The 18,883-nt window shown below is 71.0% G+C and carries 20 protein-coding genes and 1 tRNA gene; 5 read left to right on the top strand and 16 right to left on the bottom strand.

The window, feature by feature from the left end; all coding sequences use genetic code 11:
- Nucleotides 1-46 precede the first annotated feature (46 nt).
- From ACI79V_RS07990 to ACI79V_RS07950, 9 genes are all read right to left on the bottom strand, one after another.
- Complete coding sequence (locus ACI79V_RS07990) at nucleotides 47-1,162, bottom strand: heparan-alpha-glucosaminide N-acetyltransferase domain-containing protein (RefSeq protein ID WP_456888134.1); 1,116 nt, start codon at nucleotides 1,160-1,162, stop codon at nucleotides 47-49.
- A gap of 22 nt (nucleotides 1,163-1,184) precedes the next feature.
- A complete protein-coding gene (locus tag ACI79V_RS07985; RefSeq protein ID WP_456888132.1) occupies nucleotides 1,185-1,727 on the bottom strand; it encodes a hypothetical protein in 543 nt (180 codons plus the stop codon).
- A gap of 11 nt (nucleotides 1,728-1,738) precedes the next feature.
- A complete protein-coding gene (locus tag ACI79V_RS07980; RefSeq protein ID WP_456888130.1) occupies nucleotides 1,739-2,959 on the bottom strand; it encodes a glycosyltransferase family 4 protein in 1,221 nt (406 codons plus the stop codon).
- On the bottom strand, nucleotides 2,959-3,894 hold the full coding sequence (locus ACI79V_RS07975) for a phosphatidylinositol mannoside acyltransferase (RefSeq protein ID WP_456888128.1): 936 nt from the start codon (nucleotides 3,892-3,894) through the stop codon (nucleotides 2,959-2,961). Before ACI79V_RS07975 ends, ACI79V_RS07980 begins: the two co-directional genes overlap by 1 nt.
- Nucleotides 3,891-4,523, bottom strand: coding sequence for a phosphatidylinositol phosphate synthase (pgsA, locus tag ACI79V_RS07970; RefSeq protein ID WP_456888125.1), 633 nt, complete (start codon nucleotides 4,521-4,523; stop codon nucleotides 3,891-3,893). The genes ACI79V_RS07975 and pgsA overlap by 4 nt, the downstream gene beginning before the upstream one ends.
- A gap of 1 nt (nucleotide 4,524) precedes the next feature.
- Complete coding sequence (locus ACI79V_RS07965; protein WP_456888123.1) at nucleotides 4,525-5,103, bottom strand: HIT family protein; 579 nt, start codon at nucleotides 5,101-5,103, stop codon at nucleotides 4,525-4,527.
- Nucleotides 5,100-7,118 (bottom strand): threonine--tRNA ligase, encoded by a 2,019-nt coding sequence (thrS, locus tag ACI79V_RS07960; RefSeq protein WP_456888121.1) that lies wholly within the window; start codon nucleotides 7,116-7,118, stop codon nucleotides 5,100-5,102. The genes ACI79V_RS07965 and thrS overlap by 4 nt, the downstream gene beginning before the upstream one ends.
- Nucleotides 7,119-7,205: 87 nt before the next feature.
- Nucleotides 7,206-7,769, bottom strand: a complete 564-nt coding sequence (locus ACI79V_RS07955; RefSeq protein WP_456888117.1) for an MOSC N-terminal beta barrel domain-containing protein — start codon at nucleotides 7,767-7,769, stop codon at nucleotides 7,206-7,208.
- A 19-nt stretch (nucleotides 7,770-7,788) separates the two neighbouring features.
- Complete coding sequence (locus ACI79V_RS07950; protein WP_456877117.1) at nucleotides 7,789-8,169, bottom strand: HNH endonuclease; 381 nt, start codon at nucleotides 8,167-8,169, stop codon at nucleotides 7,789-7,791.
- Between the two features lie 165 nt (nucleotides 8,170-8,334).
- On the opposite strand from ACI79V_RS07950, the gene ACI79V_RS07945 reads away from it, so the two are divergent.
- The 4 genes from ACI79V_RS07945 to ACI79V_RS07930 all read left to right on the top strand — a co-directional run bounded on the left by ACI79V_RS07945 (nucleotide 8,335) and on the right by ACI79V_RS07930 (nucleotide 10,914).
- A complete protein-coding gene (locus ACI79V_RS07945) occupies nucleotides 8,335-8,877 on the top strand; it encodes a dihydrofolate reductase family protein (protein WP_456877116.1) in 543 nt (180 codons plus the stop codon).
- 94 nt (nucleotides 8,878-8,971) lie between these two features.
- Nucleotides 8,972-9,529, top strand: a complete 558-nt coding sequence (locus ACI79V_RS07940; protein ID WP_456888115.1) for a dihydrofolate reductase family protein — start codon at nucleotides 8,972-8,974, stop codon at nucleotides 9,527-9,529.
- Between the two features lie 363 nt (nucleotides 9,530-9,892).
- Nucleotides 9,893-10,477, top strand: a complete 585-nt coding sequence (locus tag ACI79V_RS07935) for a hypothetical protein (RefSeq protein ID WP_456888113.1) — start codon at nucleotides 9,893-9,895, stop codon at nucleotides 10,475-10,477.
- Nucleotides 10,435-10,914, top strand: coding sequence for a site-specific integrase (locus ACI79V_RS07930; RefSeq protein WP_456888111.1), 480 nt, complete (start codon nucleotides 10,435-10,437; stop codon nucleotides 10,912-10,914). Before ACI79V_RS07935 ends, ACI79V_RS07930 begins: the two co-directional genes overlap by 43 nt.
- Nucleotides 10,915-11,844: 930 nt before the next feature.
- Here ACI79V_RS07930 and ACI79V_RS07925 read toward each other — a convergent pair.
- Nucleotides 11,845-12,282, bottom strand: coding sequence for a hypothetical protein (locus ACI79V_RS07925; RefSeq protein ID WP_456888109.1), 438 nt, complete (start codon nucleotides 12,280-12,282; stop codon nucleotides 11,845-11,847).
- Nucleotides 12,283-12,444: 162 nt separating this feature from the next.
- Here ACI79V_RS07925 and ACI79V_RS07920 point away from each other — a divergent pair, with 162 nt between their 5' ends.
- Entirely contained in the window at nucleotides 12,445-13,107 is a 663-nt protein-coding gene (locus ACI79V_RS07920; protein ID WP_456888107.1) for a recombinase family protein, read from the top strand.
- A 199-nt stretch (nucleotides 13,108-13,306) separates the two neighbouring features.
- Here the strand turns inward: ACI79V_RS07920 and ACI79V_RS07915 are convergent, their stop codons facing one another.
- The 6 genes from ACI79V_RS07915 to ACI79V_RS07890 form a co-directional block, all read right to left on the bottom strand.
- Nucleotides 13,307-15,061 carry an AIPR family protein gene (locus ACI79V_RS07915; protein ID WP_456888105.1) on the bottom strand — a complete coding sequence of 585 codons (1,755 nt, stop codon included), beginning with the start codon at nucleotides 15,059-15,061 and terminating at the stop codon, nucleotides 13,307-13,309.
- A gap of 363 nt (nucleotides 15,062-15,424) precedes the next feature.
- Nucleotides 15,425-16,171: a GIY-YIG nuclease family protein gene (locus ACI79V_RS07910; RefSeq protein ID WP_456888103.1), complete on the bottom strand. Its 747-nt coding sequence runs from the start codon at nucleotides 16,169-16,171 to the stop codon at nucleotides 15,425-15,427.
- Between the two features lie 477 nt (nucleotides 16,172-16,648).
- Nucleotides 16,649-16,723 (bottom strand) — tRNA-Val (locus ACI79V_RS07905).
- Between the two features lie 26 nt (nucleotides 16,724-16,749).
- On the bottom strand, nucleotides 16,750-17,223 hold the full coding sequence (locus ACI79V_RS07900; RefSeq protein WP_456888101.1) for a PGPGW domain-containing protein: 474 nt from the start codon (nucleotides 17,221-17,223) through the stop codon (nucleotides 16,750-16,752).
- Nucleotides 17,224-17,237: 14 nt separating this feature from the next.
- A complete protein-coding gene (locus tag ACI79V_RS07895; RefSeq protein WP_456888099.1) occupies nucleotides 17,238-18,212 on the bottom strand; it encodes an anti-sigma factor domain-containing protein in 975 nt (324 codons plus the stop codon).
- Nucleotides 18,209-18,859 (bottom strand): sigma-70 family RNA polymerase sigma factor, encoded by a 651-nt coding sequence (locus ACI79V_RS07890; RefSeq protein WP_456888097.1) that lies wholly within the window; start codon nucleotides 18,857-18,859, stop codon nucleotides 18,209-18,211. The genes ACI79V_RS07895 and ACI79V_RS07890 overlap by 4 nt, the downstream gene beginning before the upstream one ends.
- Nucleotides 18,860-18,883: the final 24 nt, after the last annotated feature.

The following is an 18,883-nucleotide window of genomic DNA, read 5'->3' as shown; positions in this document are numbered from 1 at the left end:
GGCCCCCGACCCGGCCGGACGGGCCCGGCCGGGCAGGCGGGCACGGTCAGGGCCCGGCCGCGCGCCGCGAGCTCCAGGTCAGCAGCCGCTCCACCGGGCCGCGGCCCAGCTGCCACCGCCACACCGACGCCAGCAGCACGGCGGTGAGGCTGAAGCGCACCCACTGCCCCCAGGACTCGCCGTAGTCGACGTCGAACACCTCGATGGCCACGATCTGGGCGGTGTAGACCGACAGCGCCAGCGCGCCCACCGACGCCAGCGGCCAGGTCAGCCGCGGCAGCAGGTCGGCGAGGACCAGGCACAGGCCGATGACGGCGACCGCCACCCCGCCGGACCCGAGCACCTCGAACGGCGTGCTGCTGTGCGGCTCGGCGCCGGCGAACCAGGCCGGGTCCCACTCCCCCTCGGCGCCGAACCCGGCCTCGATGCCGGCCAGCCGCTCCCCGGGCGCGAACTCCAGGGTGCTCAGCCGGCCCCCGACGTAGCCGAGCACCGCGGCGGCCGCGCCGCCGGCCACCAGGCCCGCGCGCACCCGGGCGGCGGCGAGGTCCATCCGGCCGACCGCCAGCCCGGCCAGCACGAAGGCCAGCCACACCGCCGCCGGGTAGTAGCCGGTGAACAGCAGGAAGGCGAAGGCGTTGCCCTCCTCGCCGTGCTCGGTCGCGTACCGGCCGACCGCGAGCGCCAGCGGCGGGCCGGCCAGGGCGACGACGCCGGCGGCCAGCAGCAGCCGGGCCGGGGACCAGCGCAGGAACGGCAGCGCCAGGACGAACAGCGCCGCGTAGACGCCGAGGATGATCGCGACGAAGGTGTCGAGCAGCTCCAGCACGCCGCCGATGGCGAACACCCAGGCGGCGCGGACCAGGATCCGGGTCCGCGCCCGGGCCAGCTCGTGGCCGGCCGGCGGGGTGCGCCCGCCGGACAGCAGGGCGATGGACACCCCGGCCAGCGTGGCGAACAGGATCGACGAGCGGCCGTCGACGACCGCCCGCCAGGTGGCCGGGTCCCAGCCGAGCTCCCCGGTGGCGCCGAGGTGGGCGCCGAACATGCCCAGGACGGCGAGCCCGCGGGCGAGGTCGACGCCGCCGAGCCGCCGGGGGGCTGCCCGCTCGGGCCCGGGAGGCCGGCGGGCACTCCCGACCTCGTCCTGCTGCGCGGTCACGGGGTCGACACCTCGGGAGCGCTCAGCCGCGGGCCGTCCCGGCCCCGGTCAGGACGGCGTCCAGGCCGTCCTCGACGTCGAAGAACCGCGGCAGCGGCCGGTCGGCGTGCAGCCGCAGCAGCCGGGGCAGCCGGCGCATCCGCAGCAGGTGCGTGTCGCGGACGGCGTCGTTGTAGAACCGCCGCGCCAGCGCCATGCGGGCGTCGGCCTCGGCCAGCGCGGTCAGCCGCGCCGTCGGGATGCCGGGCACCTCGCGGGGCAGTGCGCGCAGCTCGCGGCCGAGGGCGTTCTCGGCCAGCTCACGGTCCCCGCTCCGCGGGTGGTGGGCGTCGTGCGCGGCGGCCTTGAGCCGGACGGTGCGGTCCTCGCCGAGCGCGGCCGAGCAGTCGGAGGCCAGGTCGGCGGCGAGCGCGGCGCGCTGCTGCAGCCGGTCGTCGAGCACCGTCCACGCGCGGGCCACCCGGACCTCCAGCCGCCGCAGCCGGGTGAGCGTCCAGGCCGTCCAGCAGGCGAGCAGGAGCACGACGACGCCCGCGGCGAGCAGCATCCAGGCATCGGGCGTCACGCCTGACCACGCTAGCGGCGGACGCGCCTGCGCAGGGACGGCAACACCCCGTCCTCTGCGCCCGGGGTGCCGGTGGCGGCGGCCAGCTCGTCGTCGTCGGCGGCGGTGACCCCGCCGGCGCCGGGCACGGCGACGGTCTCGTAGACGGCGAGCACCTTGCGCGCCACCACCTGCCAGTCGTACCCCGCCGCGGCCTCCCGCCCGGCCGCCGACAGCGCCGCCCGGCGCGCGGGGTCGTCGAGCAGCCCCGACAGCGCGCGGGCCAGGGCCGCGCTGTCCCCGCGGCGGACCAGCACCCCGGCCGCGCCGTCCTCCAGCACCCGCGCGAAGGCGTCGAGGTCGCTGGCGACGATCGGCGCACCGGCCGCCATGGCCTCGATGAGCACCACGCCGAAGCTCTCGCCGAGCAGGTTGGGCGCGCAGTACACGTCGACCGAGCGCAGGAACGCGCCCTTGTCGGGCTCCGACAGCTCGCCCAGCAGCGCCACCGACGGGCGCAGGTCCTCCCCCACCGCCTCGTACAGCGCGTCGGGGTCGCCGCGGCCGGCGACGAGGAGGCGCGCGCCGGGGTGGTCGCGGACGACGGTCCGCATCGCCTCGAGCAGCACCGGCAGGCCCTTGCGCGGCTCGTCGTAGCGGCCGAGGAAGCCGATCGTGGGGCCGTCGACGCCGCGCGCGGCACCGGGCAGCGTCGGGCCGTCGGCGAAGGCGGGCACGTGCACGCCGTTGGGGATGATCACGGCGTCGCCGCCGAGGTGCTCGACCTGGACCCGGCGGGCGAAGTCGGAGACGGCGATCCGGCCGCTGATCCGCTCCAGCCACGGGCGCACGACCGGGCCCCACGCGACCAGCCACTTGGACCGGACCGTCGCGGCGTGGAAGGTGGCCACGATGGGCCCCTTGGCGATCATGCAGACGAGCAGGCCGATCGAGGGCGGGGCGGGGTCGTGCACGTGGACGACGTCGAAGCGCCCCTCGCGCAGCCAGCGCCGCACGCGGGACGCCGACACCGGCCCGAACTGCACGCTGGCCATCGAGCCGTTGTACGGGATCGGCACGGTGCGCCCGGCGAAGGTCAGCCAGGGGTCGGTCAGCGACTCCTCGCGCTCGGCGGGGGTGAGCACCTCGACGTGGTGGCCGAGCCCGCGCAGCGTCTCGGCGAGGTCGCGCACGTGGTACTGCACCCCGCCGGGCACGTCCCACTGGTAGGGGCAGACCAGGCCGATCCGCATCAGCCGCGCTCCCCCGCCGGCGGGTCGGGCGGCACGTCGGCCCAGATCCGGCCGAGGACGTGCCAGTCCTCGGGCCGCCGGGCGATGCCCGCGGTGAAGGCGTCGGCCACGCCCTGCATCGCCCCCGTCACCCGGTCGCGCAGCCGCGGGGCGCCGTCGAGCCGCACCTCCGGGCACACCTCGTGCACCCAGCCGCGCTCGCTGAACCGGGACACGACCGGGTGCAGCGCGGCCCCGGTGCGGGCAGCGAGCAGCGCCGGGCCGCCGGGCATGGTGGTGGGCCGGCCGAAGAAGTCGACCGGCACCCCGGCGGGGCCCAGGTCGCGGTCGACCAGCAGGCACACCGAGCGGCCGCCGTCGAGCCACTCGCGGAGCACCTCGGAGCTGGGCCGGGCGCCGCCGGTCAGGGGCACCACCCGGAAGCCGAGGGTCTCCCGGTAGGCGAGGAAGCGCTCGTAGAGCGACTCGGGGCGCAGCCGCTCGGCGACGGTCATGAACGGCCCGCCGAGCCAGTCGACGAACCACACCCCGGCCGCGTCCCAGTTGCCGCTGTGCGGGAGGGCGAGCACCACCGGCCGGCCCTGCTCCCGCGCCCGCGCCAGGTGGTCCCGCCCGATGAGGACGGTGTCCCGCAGCACCCGCTGCGTGTCCAGCCGCGGCAGGCGGAAGGCCTCCTGCCAGTAGCGCGCGTAGGAGCGCAGCGCCCGGGTGGTGAGCTCGTCGAGCGCCTCCTCGTCGAGCTCCCCGCCGGTGGCGACCCGCAGGTTGGCCCGCAGCTGGCGGGTGCCCCGGCCCTGGCGGCGGGCGGCGACCCGGGCGACCGCGTCGAAGCCGCCACGGGCGACCGGCTCGGGCAGCCACTGCACGGCCCGCCAGCCCGCGGCGAAGCCGAGGTCGGTGGCGCGGGACGCCAGACGGGCACGGCGCCGGCTCACGGAGCCGGTGCCGACGGCGACAGGGTCCGGCCGCGCGCACCGCGGTGGACGGCGGCCACCCGCTGCCCCACCGTGACGGCGCCGCCGGCGACCAGCAGCCACAGCCCGACGTCGACGGCGTAGGGGATGCCCAGCCCGGTCAGGCCTGTGCCGGTGAGCACCAGGATCAGCCGCTCGGTGCGCTCGACCAGCCCGACGTCGCACGGGATGCCCACACCCTCGGCGCGCGCCTTGATGTAGCTGGTCAGCACGCCCAGGGTGAGGCCGACGAGGGCCAGCAGCGCGAGCAGCCGGTTCTCCCCGGCGCCGGTGAACCACCAGACCAGCGCCCCGAAGACGGCGGCGTCGACGGCGCGGTCGCAGGTGGAGTCGAGCACCGCGCCGAACGCCGACCCGCCGCCCCGGGCGCGGGCCAGGGCGCCGTCGAGCATGTCGAGCAGCACGAACAGCGTGACGGTGAACGCGCCCCAGAACAGCTCGCCGCGGGCGATGAGCAGCACCGCGGCGGCGATGGCGCCCAGCGTCCCGGTCACGGTCACCGCGTCCGGGGTCACGCCGGCGCCGGCCAGCCGGGTCACCACCGGCGCCCAGAACCGGCCGACGGCCGCGCGCGCCCCCTGCCCGAGCACGTCAGCTCCCCGGGACCGGCGCCGCGGCACCCGGCCAGTTCCGGGCGAGCAGCGCGCGGGTCTCGGCCAGCACCTGCGGCAGCACCCGGGTCAGGCCGATCACCGGCATGAAGTTGGTGTCGCCGCCCCAGCGCGGCACCGCGTGCTGGTGCAGGTGGTCGGCGATCCCGGCGCCGGCCACCGACCCCTGGTTCATGCCGATGTTGAACCCGTGCGCACCGCTCACCTGCCGCACCACCCGCATCGCCGTCTGCGTGAACGCGCCCAGCTCGGCGACCTCGGCGTCGGTGAGGTCGGTGTAGTCGGGCACGTGCCGGTACGGGACCAGCATCAGGTGTCCGGCGTTGTACGGGTAGAGGTTGAGCACGGCGAAGACCGTCTCGCCGCGGGCGACCACCAGGCCCTCCTCGTCCGACATCGCCGGGATGAGGCAGAACGGGCAGTCGTGCTCCCCGGTGGGCTTGCCCGAGCCGCGGATGTAGGCCATCCGGTAGGGCGTCCACAGGTGCTCGAAGACGGTCGCCGGGCCGCCGTCGTCGCTGGAGACCGGGACGGAGAACCCGTCCGGGCCGACGGTCACGGCCGCTCCAGCGGCACGTCGGCCGACGGGTCGGCGTTGTGCCGGGCGGCCACCCAGGCGACCACGGCGTCGACGGCGTCGTCGATCGGCACCCCGTTGCGCTGGCTGCCGTCGCGGTAGCGGAAGGAGACCGCACCCGCCTCGGCGTCGGTGGCGCCCGCGATGAGCACGAAGGGCACCTTCTGCTTGCTCGCGTTGCGGATCTTCTTCTGCATGCGGTCGTCGGAGTCGTCGACCTCGACCCGGATGCCCCGTTCCCGCAGCCGCAGGGCGACGTCGCGCAGGTAACCGACCTGGTCGTCGGTGACCGGGATGCCGACCACCTGCACCGGGGCCAGCCAGGCCGGGAACGCGCCGGCGTAGTGCTCGGTGAGGATGCCGAAGAAGCGCTCGATGGAGCCGAACAGCGCGCGGTGCAGCATCACCGGCCGCTGCCGGGAGCCGTCGGCGGCGGTGTACTCGAGGGCGAACCGCTCGGGGAAGTTGAAGTCCACCTGCAGGGTCGACATCTGCCACGACCGGCCGATGGCGTCGCGGGCCTGCACCGAGATCTTCGGCCCGTAGAACGCCGCGCCGCCCGGGTCGGGCACGAGCTCGAGCCCGGACGCGTCGGCGGCCGCCTGCAGCGCCGCGGTGGCCCGCTCCCACTGCGCGTCCTCGCCGATGAACTTCGGCGAGTCGTCGCGGGTGGACAGCTCCAGGTAGAAGTCGTCGAGGCCGTAGTCGCGCAGCAGGCCGAGGACGAACTCGAGGACGCCGCGGATCTCGGCGGCCATGTCCTCGCGGGTGGTGAAGATGTGCGAGTCGTCCATGGTCAGGCCGCGCACCCGGGTCAGCCCGTGCACCACCCCGGACTTCTCGTAGCGGTAGACGGTGCCGAACTCGAACAGCCGCAGCGGCAGCTCGCGGTAGCTGCGCCCGCGGCTCCGGTACACGAGGATGTGCATCGGGCAGTTCATCGGCTTGAGGTAGTAGTTCGCACCCTCGAACTCCATGGGCGGGAACATCGTCTCCGCGTAGTACGGCAGGTGCCCGCTGGTGAGGAACAGGTCCTCCTTGGTGATGTGCGGGGTGTTCACGAAGGAGTAGCCGGCCTCCTCGTGCCGCTGCCGGCTGTAGTCCTCCAGCTCGCGCCGGACGATCCCGCCCTTCGGGTGGAACACCGCCAGCCCCGAGCCGATCTCGTCGGGGAAGCTGAACAGGTCCAGCTCGGCGCCCAGGCGGCGGTGGTCGCGGCGCTCGGCCTCGGCGAGGTGCTCCAGGTACCCCTTGTGCGCCTCGCGGCTCTCCCACGCGGTGCCGTACACCCGCTGCAGCTGCGGGTTCTTCTCGTCGCCGCGCCAGTAGGCCGCCGCCGACCGGGTGAGGCTGAACGCCGGGATGCTGCTGGTGCGCGGCACGTGCGGGCCGCGGCACAGGTCGGTCCACACCCGCTCGCCGGTGCGCGCGTCGAGGTTGTCGTACACGGTCAGCTGCCCGCCACCGACCTCGACGTCGGCGCCGTCGGCCCCGGCGCCCTTGAGGCCGATGAGCTCGAGCTTGTACGGCTCGTGCGCCAGCTCGGCGCGGGCGTCGTCCTCGGTGACCTCCCGGCGCGAGAAGCGCTGGCCGGCCTTCACGATCTGCTGCATGCGCTTCTCCAGCGCCTGCAGGTCCTCCGGGGTGAAGGGCCGCTCGGGGTCGAAGTCGTAGTAGAAGCCGTTCTCCACCGGCGGGCCGATGCCCAGGCGGGTGCCGGGGAAGAGGTCCTGCACGGCCTGGGCGAGCACGTGCGCGGTCGAGTGCCGGATGACCGCGCGGCCCTCGGGGCTGGCGGCCACGACCGGCTCGACCTCGGCGTCGGCGTCCGGGACCCAGGACAGGTCGCGCAGGTCGCCGGAGGCGAGGTCGCGGACGACGACGGCGCCGTCGGGACCCTTGAGCGCGACCCCGGCGTCCTTGAGCGCCTGCTCGGCCGTGGTCCCGGCCGGCACCCGGATCGGGGTGGTGACGGCGGGGGCTGGCGCGGCGGACACGGGATCTCCTGGGGGTCGCTGGGCGGTTCGGGCGGCGCCGGCACGGGACGGGCGTCGCGCAGGCCAGCGTATCGACCGCCGCGGCGCTCACCCGGCCGACTCGGCCCCTCCCGCGAGGGTCACCACCGGGTCGCCGACACCGACCGTCCCCGGCCGGTCCACCTCGGCGTAGACCCCCAGGCAGTGCTTCGGCAGCCGGGTGACCTCGAGCACCGCCGTGCCCAGCCGCAGCCGCCGGCCCACCCAGGTGCGCTCGTCGTCGCCGGGCAGGTCGAGCACCAGGTTGGCCCGCGGGTCCTCGGCGCCGCAGCCGGCCGGGACGACGCCGGCGGCCGCCCGGTCCAGCGCCTGGCGGGAGACCAGGTGCACCGCCGCGGCGCCCTCGGGCCGGCCGGTCAGCGGCTCGAGCCGCACCGGACCGCCCACCGCGGCGGCGACGGCGGCGGTGTCGGCCGCGGGGTCTCCGGTGGCGGCGACGCCGGCCAGCGCCGGCGCGTCGCGGCCGCGCAGCACCCGCCCGGTGGCGTCGACGACGGCGAACGCGCGGTCGCCGGCCAGCCCGCCCGGGCCCACGTCGGCGCGCGGCAGCGGCGTCGCGGCGCACCCGCGCACCGGGTAGACCGCGATCCCGACCACCGTGCCCGACGTCACGGCGGCCACGCTAGTGCGGTCAGGCGGCGGCGGGACCCCGGCGGCGCAGCCGGCGCAGCTGGGACTCCAGGTAGGGCCGGGCCCGGCGCTGGCCGCCGCGGACGGCGATCGCGGCCGCCAGGTCGGCCAGCACGCGGGCCAGCCGCGCCTCGTCGGCGGGCCAGCCGCGGCGCAGGCACTCCTCCAGCCACTCGACCGGCGCGGTGTGCCCCCGCTCGCCGTTGCAGCGGCGGCACGCGGCGACCTCGTTCTCCAGCCACGACGGGCCGCCCTTGACCCGCGGCACGACGTGCTCGGTCGTGGCGGTGACCTGCCCGGTCAGCGCGCGGCCGCACCAGATGCAGGTGGGTCCGTCGCGCTCCACGGCCGCGTCCAGGCGGGCGGCCCTGTCCAGTGCCATCCCCTCCATGGTGCGCCCGGCCGCGGCGCCGCGGACCCCCGCGCCGGTGAGACCGGCGACACGGCGTGCCCGGTACCGATGAGTTCCGTCGTGGGCCAGGGTCTCCCCGACGACACCGACCGACCCGGACGGGCCGACCGCCGGACCAGCAGTGAGGAGCACGACATGGGCGTCATCAGGGTGCACGAGTTCACGACCGTCGACGGGGTCGCCGACGCGCCGATGTGGACGGTGGACTACGGCTTCCCCGACGACCTGGCCGCCTCGATCGGCAACATCACCGCACCGGCCACGGGCATCCTGCTCGGCCGGAACACCTTCGAGATGTTCGCCCCGGCCTGGTCCACGCGGACCGCCGAGGAGGACGAGGGCGCGCCGTTCTTCAACGACACGACGAAGTACGTCGTCTCCTCCACGCTGACCGACGCCGAGTCGGTGTGGCGCAACTCCACCGCCGTCGGCGGCTACGACCCCGACCGCATCCGCGAGCTGAAGGCCGACCGCGACCTCTACGTCAGCGGCAGCGTGACGCTGGTGCGGGCGCTGGTCGCCGACGGCCTGGTCGACGAGCTGCACCTCTACGTCTACCCGCTCGCCGTCGGACAGGGCGTCCACCTGTTCCCCGAGGGCACCTCGCAGAAGCTCTCGCTCATCGGCGTCGAGGCGCTGAGCAACGGGGTGGCGCACCTGACCTACGGCCCGGCCTGAGCCGGCGGGAGCCCCGGACCGCGTGGTCCGGGGCTCCCGGTCACGGCCGCCGGGACCACCGCAGGACCGGCCCACGCGTCCGAGAGGGAGTCACATGGCCAAGCTCGTCTACTCGATGATCACCTCGCTCGACGGCTACGCCGAGGCGGCCGAGGGCGACCTCGGCACGGGGGCCGAGGTCGAGGAGGTGCACACCTTCATCGGCGACCTGTTCCGGCCCGTCCGCACGTTCCTCTACGGCCGGCGGATGTACGAGACGATGGTCTTCTGGGAGACGGCGCACGAGGAGCCCGACGCGCCGCCGCACATCGTGGAGTACGCGCGCGACTGGCAGGCCGCCGAGAAGATCGTCTACTCGACGACGCTGGAGTCGGTGTCGAGCGAGCGGACCAGGATCGAGCGGAGCTTCGACCCCGACGCGGTCCGCCGACTCAAGGCCGGGTCCGACCACGACCTCTCCGTCGACGGCCCCACCCTCGCCGCGCAGGCGATCGCGGCCGGCCTGGTGGACGAGTACCACCTGTTCATCACGTCGAGCGCGGTCGGCGGCGGCAAGCGGTTCTTCCCCGACGGGGTCCGCCTCGACCTCGACCTGGTCGACCAGCGGACCTTCGCCAGCGGGCTCATCTACGCGCGCTACCGGACCCGCTGAGCCCGGACACCGAGCCCCGGACACGACGAGGGGCCGGGCTCCCCCGTTCCCGGGTTCGCGCGGCCCCTCGTGCCGGTGGGCGATACTGGGTTCGAACCAGTGACCTCTTCGGTGTGAAGGTTCGAATCACGCTATGTGGTCACGCCCGCAAGCCTGGCGGTCGAATTGATTTCCGCAGGTCAGAGCGCTGACTTGCATTCTTGGACCGTTGCGCCCGTCTGACCAGCACAGAGGCCCGAAGAATGCTCGCGTGTCCTAGCTGTGTCCCTGAATTAGCAGGTCAGACGGCAGGTCGTCCTCCTCGTGTTGTAGCCTCTCCCGCTCACAGGGGGTTGGGACACAGAGCTACAGAGAGTGATGGGCATGGCCTCGATCGAGCCGCGCAACGGCGGCTTCCGTGTGCGCTACCGAGTGCACGGCGCTAGCCGAAGCAAGACCTTCTCCACATGGAAGGCTGCACGGGAGTTCAGGACCCAGGTCGAGGCAGACCTCGCTAGCGGGGCAGCCATCGACCCTAGGGACGCCCGCATCACCCTGAGCGCCTGGACGAGGGACTGGCAGGCAACTCGCCTCCACCTGCGCGCAAGCACCAATGAGAAGAATCGTCACCTTGCTAATAGGTACCTGGCTGAGTTCGGCCGGCTCCCCCTCGGTGACCTCACAACGGCAGACATCCAGGCATGGGTAGCACGGCTGGACGTGAAGCCGTCCACAGCGCACGAGCTGCACAGCGAGCTCAAGAAGTGCCTCCACGCCGCCGTGCAGGCCCGACGCCTGCGGACGAACCCGTGCATCGGGGTCAACCTGCCAGCCAAGCAGCGCGAGCCCATGACGTTCTTGTCGCCTACCGAAGTCGCGAAGCTCGCGGAATCAATCGACCCACACTTCCGTAGCCTTGTGTTTTTTTGGCGTACTCGGGCCTGCGCATCGGCGAAGCAACCGCACTGACACAAGCGGACGTAGACAGGGAGCGCGGTCAGGTTCGCGTCAGCAGGACGAGCGTCGAGGTGGGCGGCGTCCTGCTGCTTCAGCCCGCAAAGACCCGAGCTGGCAACCGGACCGTCCCGGTGCCACCCAAGGTCTTGGCCATGCTGAACACCTCCGCAAGCGTGATTTTCACAGGGAAGGCTGGCGGACCCTTGCGCGTCAATGCATTCAGACGTCGCTATTGGCTTCCGGCAGCTCAAGCCTCTGGCCTCAAGGTCCGCATCCACGACCTGCGACACACCGCAATCAGCTATTGGATTGGGCATGGCGCCAACCTCCTCGAGCTGAAGACACGGGCAGGGCACACCTCATCAAACTTCACCATCGATCGCTACGGACACCTGATGCACACAGGGAACAGCACTCTCATGGCTGCACTGGACGCAGATATCGTATAGCCAGGACCGCCGGCGGATTTGCTTTATAACGCGACATGCGCTACCCTCAAGGTACAGCTTGAACGACTCGGGAATGTTTACGCACGAGGTTTCCTGACCGCCCGGCCTGACGGCATCCGAGTCCTGTCAGGTCGGGCGTTTTTTTCGCCCGCGTCCTGCCTGCCGTTGAAACAATACGGAACCTACCCCAGGGGAAAAGGCGGCGCGTGAGAGAGGCAGAAGTTGGCGGCTGATGCAAAGGTCAACGGGGCGGACACCAACCTTCGTCAGTGTCGTTGTCCTGGCGATTGAAGGCGGTTTCTTTTACCCCGTTCTCCCGCCGGTGTCCGAGCAGCAGCAGTGCAAAGAAATTAGAACCTAGCCAGTAGGCGCGGAACGGTCAGCCAGTAGCGCAGAGACGCTCAGTGACGCGCAGCCTCGCAAGCTAGACCAGGAGGTGACGGTTGCGTGTTTTCTCGAGGCCCGTCACACGACATCGACGAAACACTCAGAGGAGGAAATGCGGCCACACCCCTAGCCCGGGATTCTCGTGGTCTGTTTTCGCCGGACGTCCGAGCCAGACCCCGCCGCCGGGGTCCTTCAACGGCTAGGATTTCCGGGGAACGCCTGGGGGGATTATATCTATTGCATTGTTTTCATCTATTGCCTTGTTTTCCAGTGTCTGACAATCAGCTTTGACTAGCCTGAGACGGGGTGCAGGGTCCTCCCTGCCAACGATGCCCCCTCTACTTCAAGGAGGAGTTCTACCCTCTGACCGCCCAGGTGGCGCACGTCACAGGACGTCGGATTGCACCGAACAGCCACGTCGCTGGTCTTTACGCCCACGGCAACACTTTTCTGACACGCGCAGATTGAACTGTCTGTCAACATGACCGATGCAGGGATCTCGGTTCGTTGGCTCCGAGGGATAGTGCGCCCATAGCCTGCAGTTCAGCCGCCCAAGGACGTCTGAAACGTGTAGTCGTTCGCCTCGAGGTCCTGCCGGCTCTTAGTCACCTCACCGCGCTGACCGACCTCCACCGAGTAGAAGTCAGCGTCCATCGGGACGTCAGGGAAGATAACGGTCCAAGTGAAGGCTCCGCCCCCCGACTCGCAATTGGCCTCCGAGAGGGCGCTGGCGCCAACCGTTTCACCGGCTCCCGTCTTCAGCGTCACAGGAGTTCCGTGATTGATGTCGGCATACGGTCCACCGCGATGCTGACACGCCGCATAGATGGTGCCGTCCACGTACCACGCGAACTCGAGTGTGACGTCATGCGTGGCCGACTCAATCGGCGTGGCCGGCGCGGCAGCCTCCGCCCCACCACCACAAGCGGTCAGCGCAACCGCCAAGACAGCAAGGGTCGGGTACAGGGCTGCCTTCTTCACTTGAGGCTCCTCCGGAGATTGGCAACGGGACGACCACGTTCCCTCTCTGCTAACGGCGAGGTCAAGCTTGAGGTCCCTGACCTCACTCGCTGGGGCGGTTATGCGCTTAGCGCCTACCACTGCGCGCGTACATCAAACGGTTGGTTGCTGTATGGTCACAACATGGCTCCCGCACTCCTCCACCGCCCGCCCCGTGCGCTGGGCTACTGCCGGGTGTCCACGGGCGAGCAGGTGAACAGCGGCGCCGGCCTGGATGCCCAACGGGCCGCTCTCGAGGGCGAAGCTGCCCGACGCGGTTGGGACCTCGAGTTGGTCATCGAGGAGGGCGCAAGCGCCAAGGACCTCAATCGGCCGGCCCTCAGAGCAGCTCTCATTCGCTTGGATGCTGGCGAGGCGGACGTCTTGATCGTTAGCAAGCTTGACCGCCTGTCCCGCTCCGTCAAGGACTTTGGGGGCCTCCTCGAGCGGGCTAGCAAGCGCAGCTGGTCCGTCCTGTGCCTTGACCTCGGCGTAGACACGACGACGCCCGTCGGCGAGTTCACGGCCAACGTCGTCGTGTCAGCCAGCCAGTACGAGCGCAGGCTTATCGGTCAGCGCACCAAGGACGCCCTAGCCGCTCGCAAGGCGGCTGGCGTGCGTCTCGGGCGTCCGCGCACTCTGCCCGCAGATATTGTCGAGCGCATCGCCCAGGCCAGCGCTCGCGGAATGTCCCTCGCCGCCATTGCACGCGCGCTGAACTCAGACGGCGTTCCAACTGCCCAGGGTGGGCGCCAGTGGTACCCCTCCACCGTTCGCGCCGTCCTTAGGACCAACACAGCCGACTGATCGATCGGCTGGGCTTGTCGAATGCAGTTGCGACGCGCGGCTCAGTCGGGTCGCCCTAACCAGACGATGTGCGTGTTCGGCTCACAAGGGATGGTCTCTGTTGCGTCATGCCAGTCCGGATCGACCGTCTCAATGGCAATGCCACGGTCCGTCGTCACGAGCTGGCCAACTACGCGCTCACCAGAAGTCTCAAGTAGCACTAATCCTGCGTGACCTTCCGCGCGAAGTCGGCGTAGAGGCTCGCGTTGCTCGCCCTCGTGGCTGCGACGATGCCACGGAAGGTATTGACTGCCGTGTCCACCGCAGACCGGTTGCGCAGCGCGCCAGCGACCGTCAACGGCTGTGCCAACTGGGTAGGAGCAAGAGCCAACACCGCATCTAATACCGGTCGCCACATGGCGACGGCGGCGGGGACTGTGGGTCGTCCCTTGAACTTCAAGGCATACCGATCGGGGATCGCCGTGTCGCACAACAGCGTCTCGCTGACGGCGCCAACCGCACCGACCGCGAGCATGGTCGCACCGCGAAGACCGAACCAGCCGGCCAAGTCCTGATCGAGCTGCGTCAAGTCGCCCTCATCGCGATTCCCCAAGTCGAGACGCAACTGCTCGATGGCACGCAGCAGACTGTAGGCAAAGAGGATATGCCTCGCCGTCGTGCGTTCGGGAAATACTTCGCTATAAATAGCGTCGGCTTCCCAAATCTGACCTTTGGCGTGGTAGGCGATGTCTGGGCGGCCATGAAATGCAGCCAGGGCTTGCGCGGCCACACTGGCTGAAATCTGGTTCTCCCCAGGACGTCTAATCACGTCCTCAGCTCCACCGCGTCGCCCGCCGTTGTAACCTACGACCCCCAGCGTCGAGAACTCATGCACGAGGCGCGCCTGGACACGGTCGTTGCTACGGAAGTCCGAGGCCTGCGTAGGATTCTGACGATTGTTATAGCGGATAATCTCCTGAACGGTTGCTGGATCATCGCACTTGATGAAGCGAGCCAGGAGTCTTCCTTCTGCGACGGCGTCTGCAGGGACCGAGCCGATAGCCCCAGTGGTCTGCGCACCGTTGACGATCGCGAGGCCGCGGACCTCAAGACTCGACCCGTCGTCGGCCGGCTCCACAGAGTGGACGAGTGCCGTGATGCCGTTGTTATAGGCCCAGAACTGACGAGGCGACTCCCTGGCGGACCGCTGGATCCCGTTGTTGATGTTGCCCTGCGCTCGCTGACTCCCAAGATATCCACGGATATTGGCCGAGAAGAGCCTCTGCCCGTGTGTCGCAAACTGCTCGTGCAGCCAGGAAGCTGGAATGCTGGTGCAGACAGCCGACCAGTTCTCACCCTGCTCTAGGAATGAACCTGACACCGGAATACTGAAGGTGTCCGTAACCAAGATGGGAGTGCGGGATCCCTCATAGCGGTCGGTCAGCGTCTCAACTCCCACCTCCCGAGCGGCCACCGACAAGTCCTCGATGCTGTACCGCTGCTGCGTCAGAAGGTAGGCAGCTCGCTCGACTGCCTTCAACTCGCTGGCGATGGAGGACGACTCCGGGAGGTTGTGAACTAGCCAGATCTCAATGTCCTTGATGGCGCCGTCTGCAAGAGCCTCGTGCACCTCCCGCCATGCCTCACGCAGTCGTTCGGGGACGTCGCTCGCGGACTGAGCGCCGAAGAGCCAGTTCACCGCCTGGTGAAGGCTGCTGGCCTTATTGTTCGGCGCCTGAGGCCTTGGGACCGTTGCCTCATAACCTTGAGCAAGCAGGATCGACCCTGCGTCTCGATCGACGTATACAACGTCGCAGGACTTGTCGTCAGGGCCGTCGGTGACAGCGGACGCCGCCACGGATGCCACGTCCTCGAGGTCCCGGCTCAACTGCAGGGCGAACAGCGTCCGCTTAGCTGCACCAAACGGGTCCAGGTCGTCCCGCTCCGCGAGAGCAGCCTCCAGAGCCTCCGACACTCGTCGCTCCCCCATCGTCGCCCGCGTTGCCGCGGTACCTCAAGAGCCCCACAGGGCCTGACAGCTGTCGCCCGTCCCTGAGAGGTCCACCGCCTCCTGGCGCCGCCTCCGCTGACCTTTCGTAGCAGTACGGAACTGTACAGGTCCGCTAACGATCAGTTGAGTGGTGCATGACAGAGAGTGTTGGCCGACTCCCGAGCTGGCGGGAGTCCGGGCCGCCGCACCTGTGGATTAGCCGACGGCTCAGGCCGCCGTGCGGTACCAGCACCCGCATGCTTAGCACCGGGACCTCGGACGGACTGAGAGGGAACGGAATTGCACAGGGTATGGCGGAACGACTGGTGTACGTAGGCAGCGGCGTGCCTAGTCCTCCTCAACCGTAGATTCGTTCACCGAGATGATTGGCAACCGCATGACGCGGGCGACTTGATCCAGGAACCGAGTGCTCGTCACGAACCACTCCCTACCGGCGGAGCGAGCCACGCTTCGATAGTGATCCGCTGCTTCGAGCAACCGATGAAAGTCCGATTCGGCGTCCGACGTCGATCGGTCCCCCGTTGGATAAATGCGCAGGAGGATGGGCTCTTCCGGCAGCGCGGTGGTGCGTGTTTGGTTGCGGAATCGCTCGATGACATCACTGTCGCTTCGTCCGACCTTCATGAGAGTTCGCCCGCTAGCCGGATCGAAGGGGTACCGCAGGTAGTGAGGAAGCGCATAGGCATAGATGCCTACGTCGTTCCGAGCTTCAGCCTGTTCGGTATGACGCTGCGCCTCTCGAACCTCAACCACGCGGGCGGTCTGATCGTTCGCGCGCCTTTCCAGCTCCACGAGATTCGCCTCGAGGTACGCGCGCGCGTCCGGGGACAATCCTCCAGCTCTGAGCAAGGCCCGGAACTTGCGCGCGACCCCCAAGGCAACAGTCGGTCCTGTAGGCAAGTCACCCTCAAGGAGCGCCCTGATGGTTTGCGTGTAATTCCACACGAAGTTGGACGTCGAGACGCCCAACTCCGCTGCTATCTGGTCTGCGGTGAGATTCCTCTCGAGTCCCCTGTACACCTCGCCCACGCGCGACTCGTCACGTTCGAGCAGCGTCGAGAGCTCCTCGCGCACCTCCGAGCTGGGACAGGCCGGCCCGATCACATCTCCCGCTGGAGGCGGACCCATCTCCCCCGCGCCCGCTGAGGGGTCGCCAAGAGGGCCCTGCTGATGAAGAGGTTCCCACGCACCGGTCACCCCCACATCGTCTCAGCCTGACTTCAGGCCTCCCGGACACCGCGCTGTCAGGTAGGTCCGCCGACCGAGCCAGTGCGCCCTGCCTTCCATCCGTAGGACTAGCACCGAGCGGCTGAACGGCGCTCTGCCTAACGAACGAGGCTCCCGGAACCTCCGTGGCTGGCCTGGAGGCAGTCGGCGGCTCTGAGGGGGCGTCGAGGCCCTGTGCGCAGGGGTCCGCAGCTGCTTTCTCAAGCGGGGGCGGACGCTGCAAGCCGAGCGGTGTGTCCTAGTTGTGTCCCCGCCAGCTGGCTGGCCCCCGAGACGACGAAGGGCCAGGCTCCCCCATCTTTGGGTTCACCTGGCCCTTCGTGCTGGTGGGCGATACTGGGTTCGAACCAGTGACCTCTTCGGTGTGAACGAAGCGCTCTACCACTGAGCCAATCGCCCGCTGCGCGCTCCATGATGCCAGATGCTCAGCGCCAGAGCGGCACCCACCCCGGCACCCAGTCCGGCACGCCGGTCAGGTGCAGGACGACGACCATGACGCCGTAGACGAAGGCCGCCGTCAGCGCGCCGATGCCCAGCCGCACCCACAGCGGCTGCCGGCCCAGCCACTCGGTCCAGGCCCGGACGTGGCGCTTGGTGAACTCCAGCAGCCGCTCGGCCCAGGTGAACTCGCTGGCGAGCACGAACAGGCCGGCGATGACCGTGAGCCAGCCCGGACCCGGCAGCGGGATGGTGGCCAGCCCCAGGGCGACGACGAGGCCGCCGACGATCCCGACCACGACCCGGTAGGCGTGGTCGACCGAGCGCCGCGCGGCGATGCCCCGGCGCCAGCGGGCCTCGGCGACCCGCTCGCGCAGGCTGCGGTGCCCGTCCTGCGCCGCGTGCTCCCGCCGCTCCCGCGCGGTCGGTCGCGCCGCCGCCTCCTGCGGGAGGGGCGGCACGGTGTCCTGTCCGCTCAGCTGGTCACCTGCCCGTCCGCCACCACCTCCGACGGTTCCGCCGGAGCCTGCCGACCGGGCTCGATGCTGATCGCGTACGCCGCGTACTGGTCGATCCCGGTCGGGGCGGAGCCTACGGTCCGCAGGTCGGTCTGTGGGGAGATCACGTCGAAGGTGCCCAAGGCCACCGGGGCGTCACCCGCGATCCCCCACACCACGTAGGTGCTGTCGCTGCTGTCGTTGACCCGCAGCCCGTGGGTGACGACCTCCAGGCGGCCCTCCCGGGCGACCACGGTGGCCACCGCCCCGCCGTCGCCGGTCCCGCCGTCGCCCGCCCCGCCGTCGCGGTGGACCGGCGCGATGACCGCCCGGCCCGGCTGCAGCAGCGCGTCGATCACCTCCGCCTGCCCGGCGGCGACCGCCTGGGCCTCGTCCCGGGACGACCCCAGGACCACGTTCCAGGTGCCCAGCGCCAGGATCGCCGCGACGGCGGCCGCCACCAGGGCGTTGGGCAGCACCCGCCGCCACACCGACGGGGCGCCGACGCCGGGGGCAGCGGCCCGCGGGACGTAGTCGGGGAAGCCGGTGGCCGCCCGGCCGGCCGCGGTGGCGCCGGACCCGGGGACGTCGGTCCGCCGCCGCCCCCCGGGGACGCCGGGGGCGGGCGCGGTCTGGGGCGCGGGATCGGGCGGGGCCGGCACGGTGGGCCCACCGGGGTCCCCGCCCGCCACCGGGGCCGGCGGCGGCAGCTGATCGGTGCGCTCGACGGCCCGGCGCAGCCGGTCGCGGAGCCGGTCGGAGGGCTCGGCCGGTGGCAGGTCGCCGGCCAGCGCCGCCATCACCTCGGACGTCTCGGCCACCGTGCGGGCGCAGCGGGGGCAGGAGGCCAGGTGCGACGCGAAGACGGCCTCGTCCTCGGGCTCGAGCGCGTGCAGCGCCCAGCCGACGGCGAGCTCGTCGAAGGCCTGGTGGTCCTCGGGCCGCGGGCTCACCGGGCACCTCCGTCGACCGACGTGGGGTCGCTGAGCGCACCGCCGGCGGCGAGTCCGGCGACCGTGCCGAGCTCCTCCCTGAGCCTGCGCATCCCGGCGAGCATGCGGGTCTTGACCGTGCCCAGCGGCGCGCTGGTCAGCGCCGCGACCTCCCGCTGGGTGTACCCGCCGTAGTAGGCCAGCGTCAGCGCCTCGCGCTGGGCGTCGGGCAGCGCGCCCAGGGCCGCCCGCACCCGGTCGGACACCACCCGGCTCCAGGCCTGGTCCTCGACGTCGTGCGCGGCGGTCGGCGCGCCGAGCAGCAGGTCGTCCTCGGCGCGGGACCGCCGGCGCCGGTGGGCCTCCTCGCGGCGGACGGCGTCGACCGCCTTGTGGTGCACCATCGCCATGAGCCAGGAGGAGAAGCTGCCGCGGGCGCCGTCGTAGGCGTGCGGGTCGCGCCACACGCTCAGGAAGACGTCCTGGACCACGTCCTCGGCGAGCGTGTCGTCGGCCAGGATGCGGCGGGCGAGGGCGAACGCGGGCCGGCGGAACCGGTCGTAGAGGTCGTCGACGGCACCACGGTCACCCGCGCGCACCCGCCGCACGAGATCGGCGTCACCGGGGTCGCCCTCCGGTGGTCGTGCCGGACGCGTCACGGACCCCATCGTCACACGGGGCCTTCGACAGGC

Source organism: Geodermatophilus sp. SYSU D00700 (genome assembly GCF_054050255.1).
Note: the sequence above shows the minus strand (reverse complement) of the source record. Positions and strands in the feature narration are given on the sequence as shown.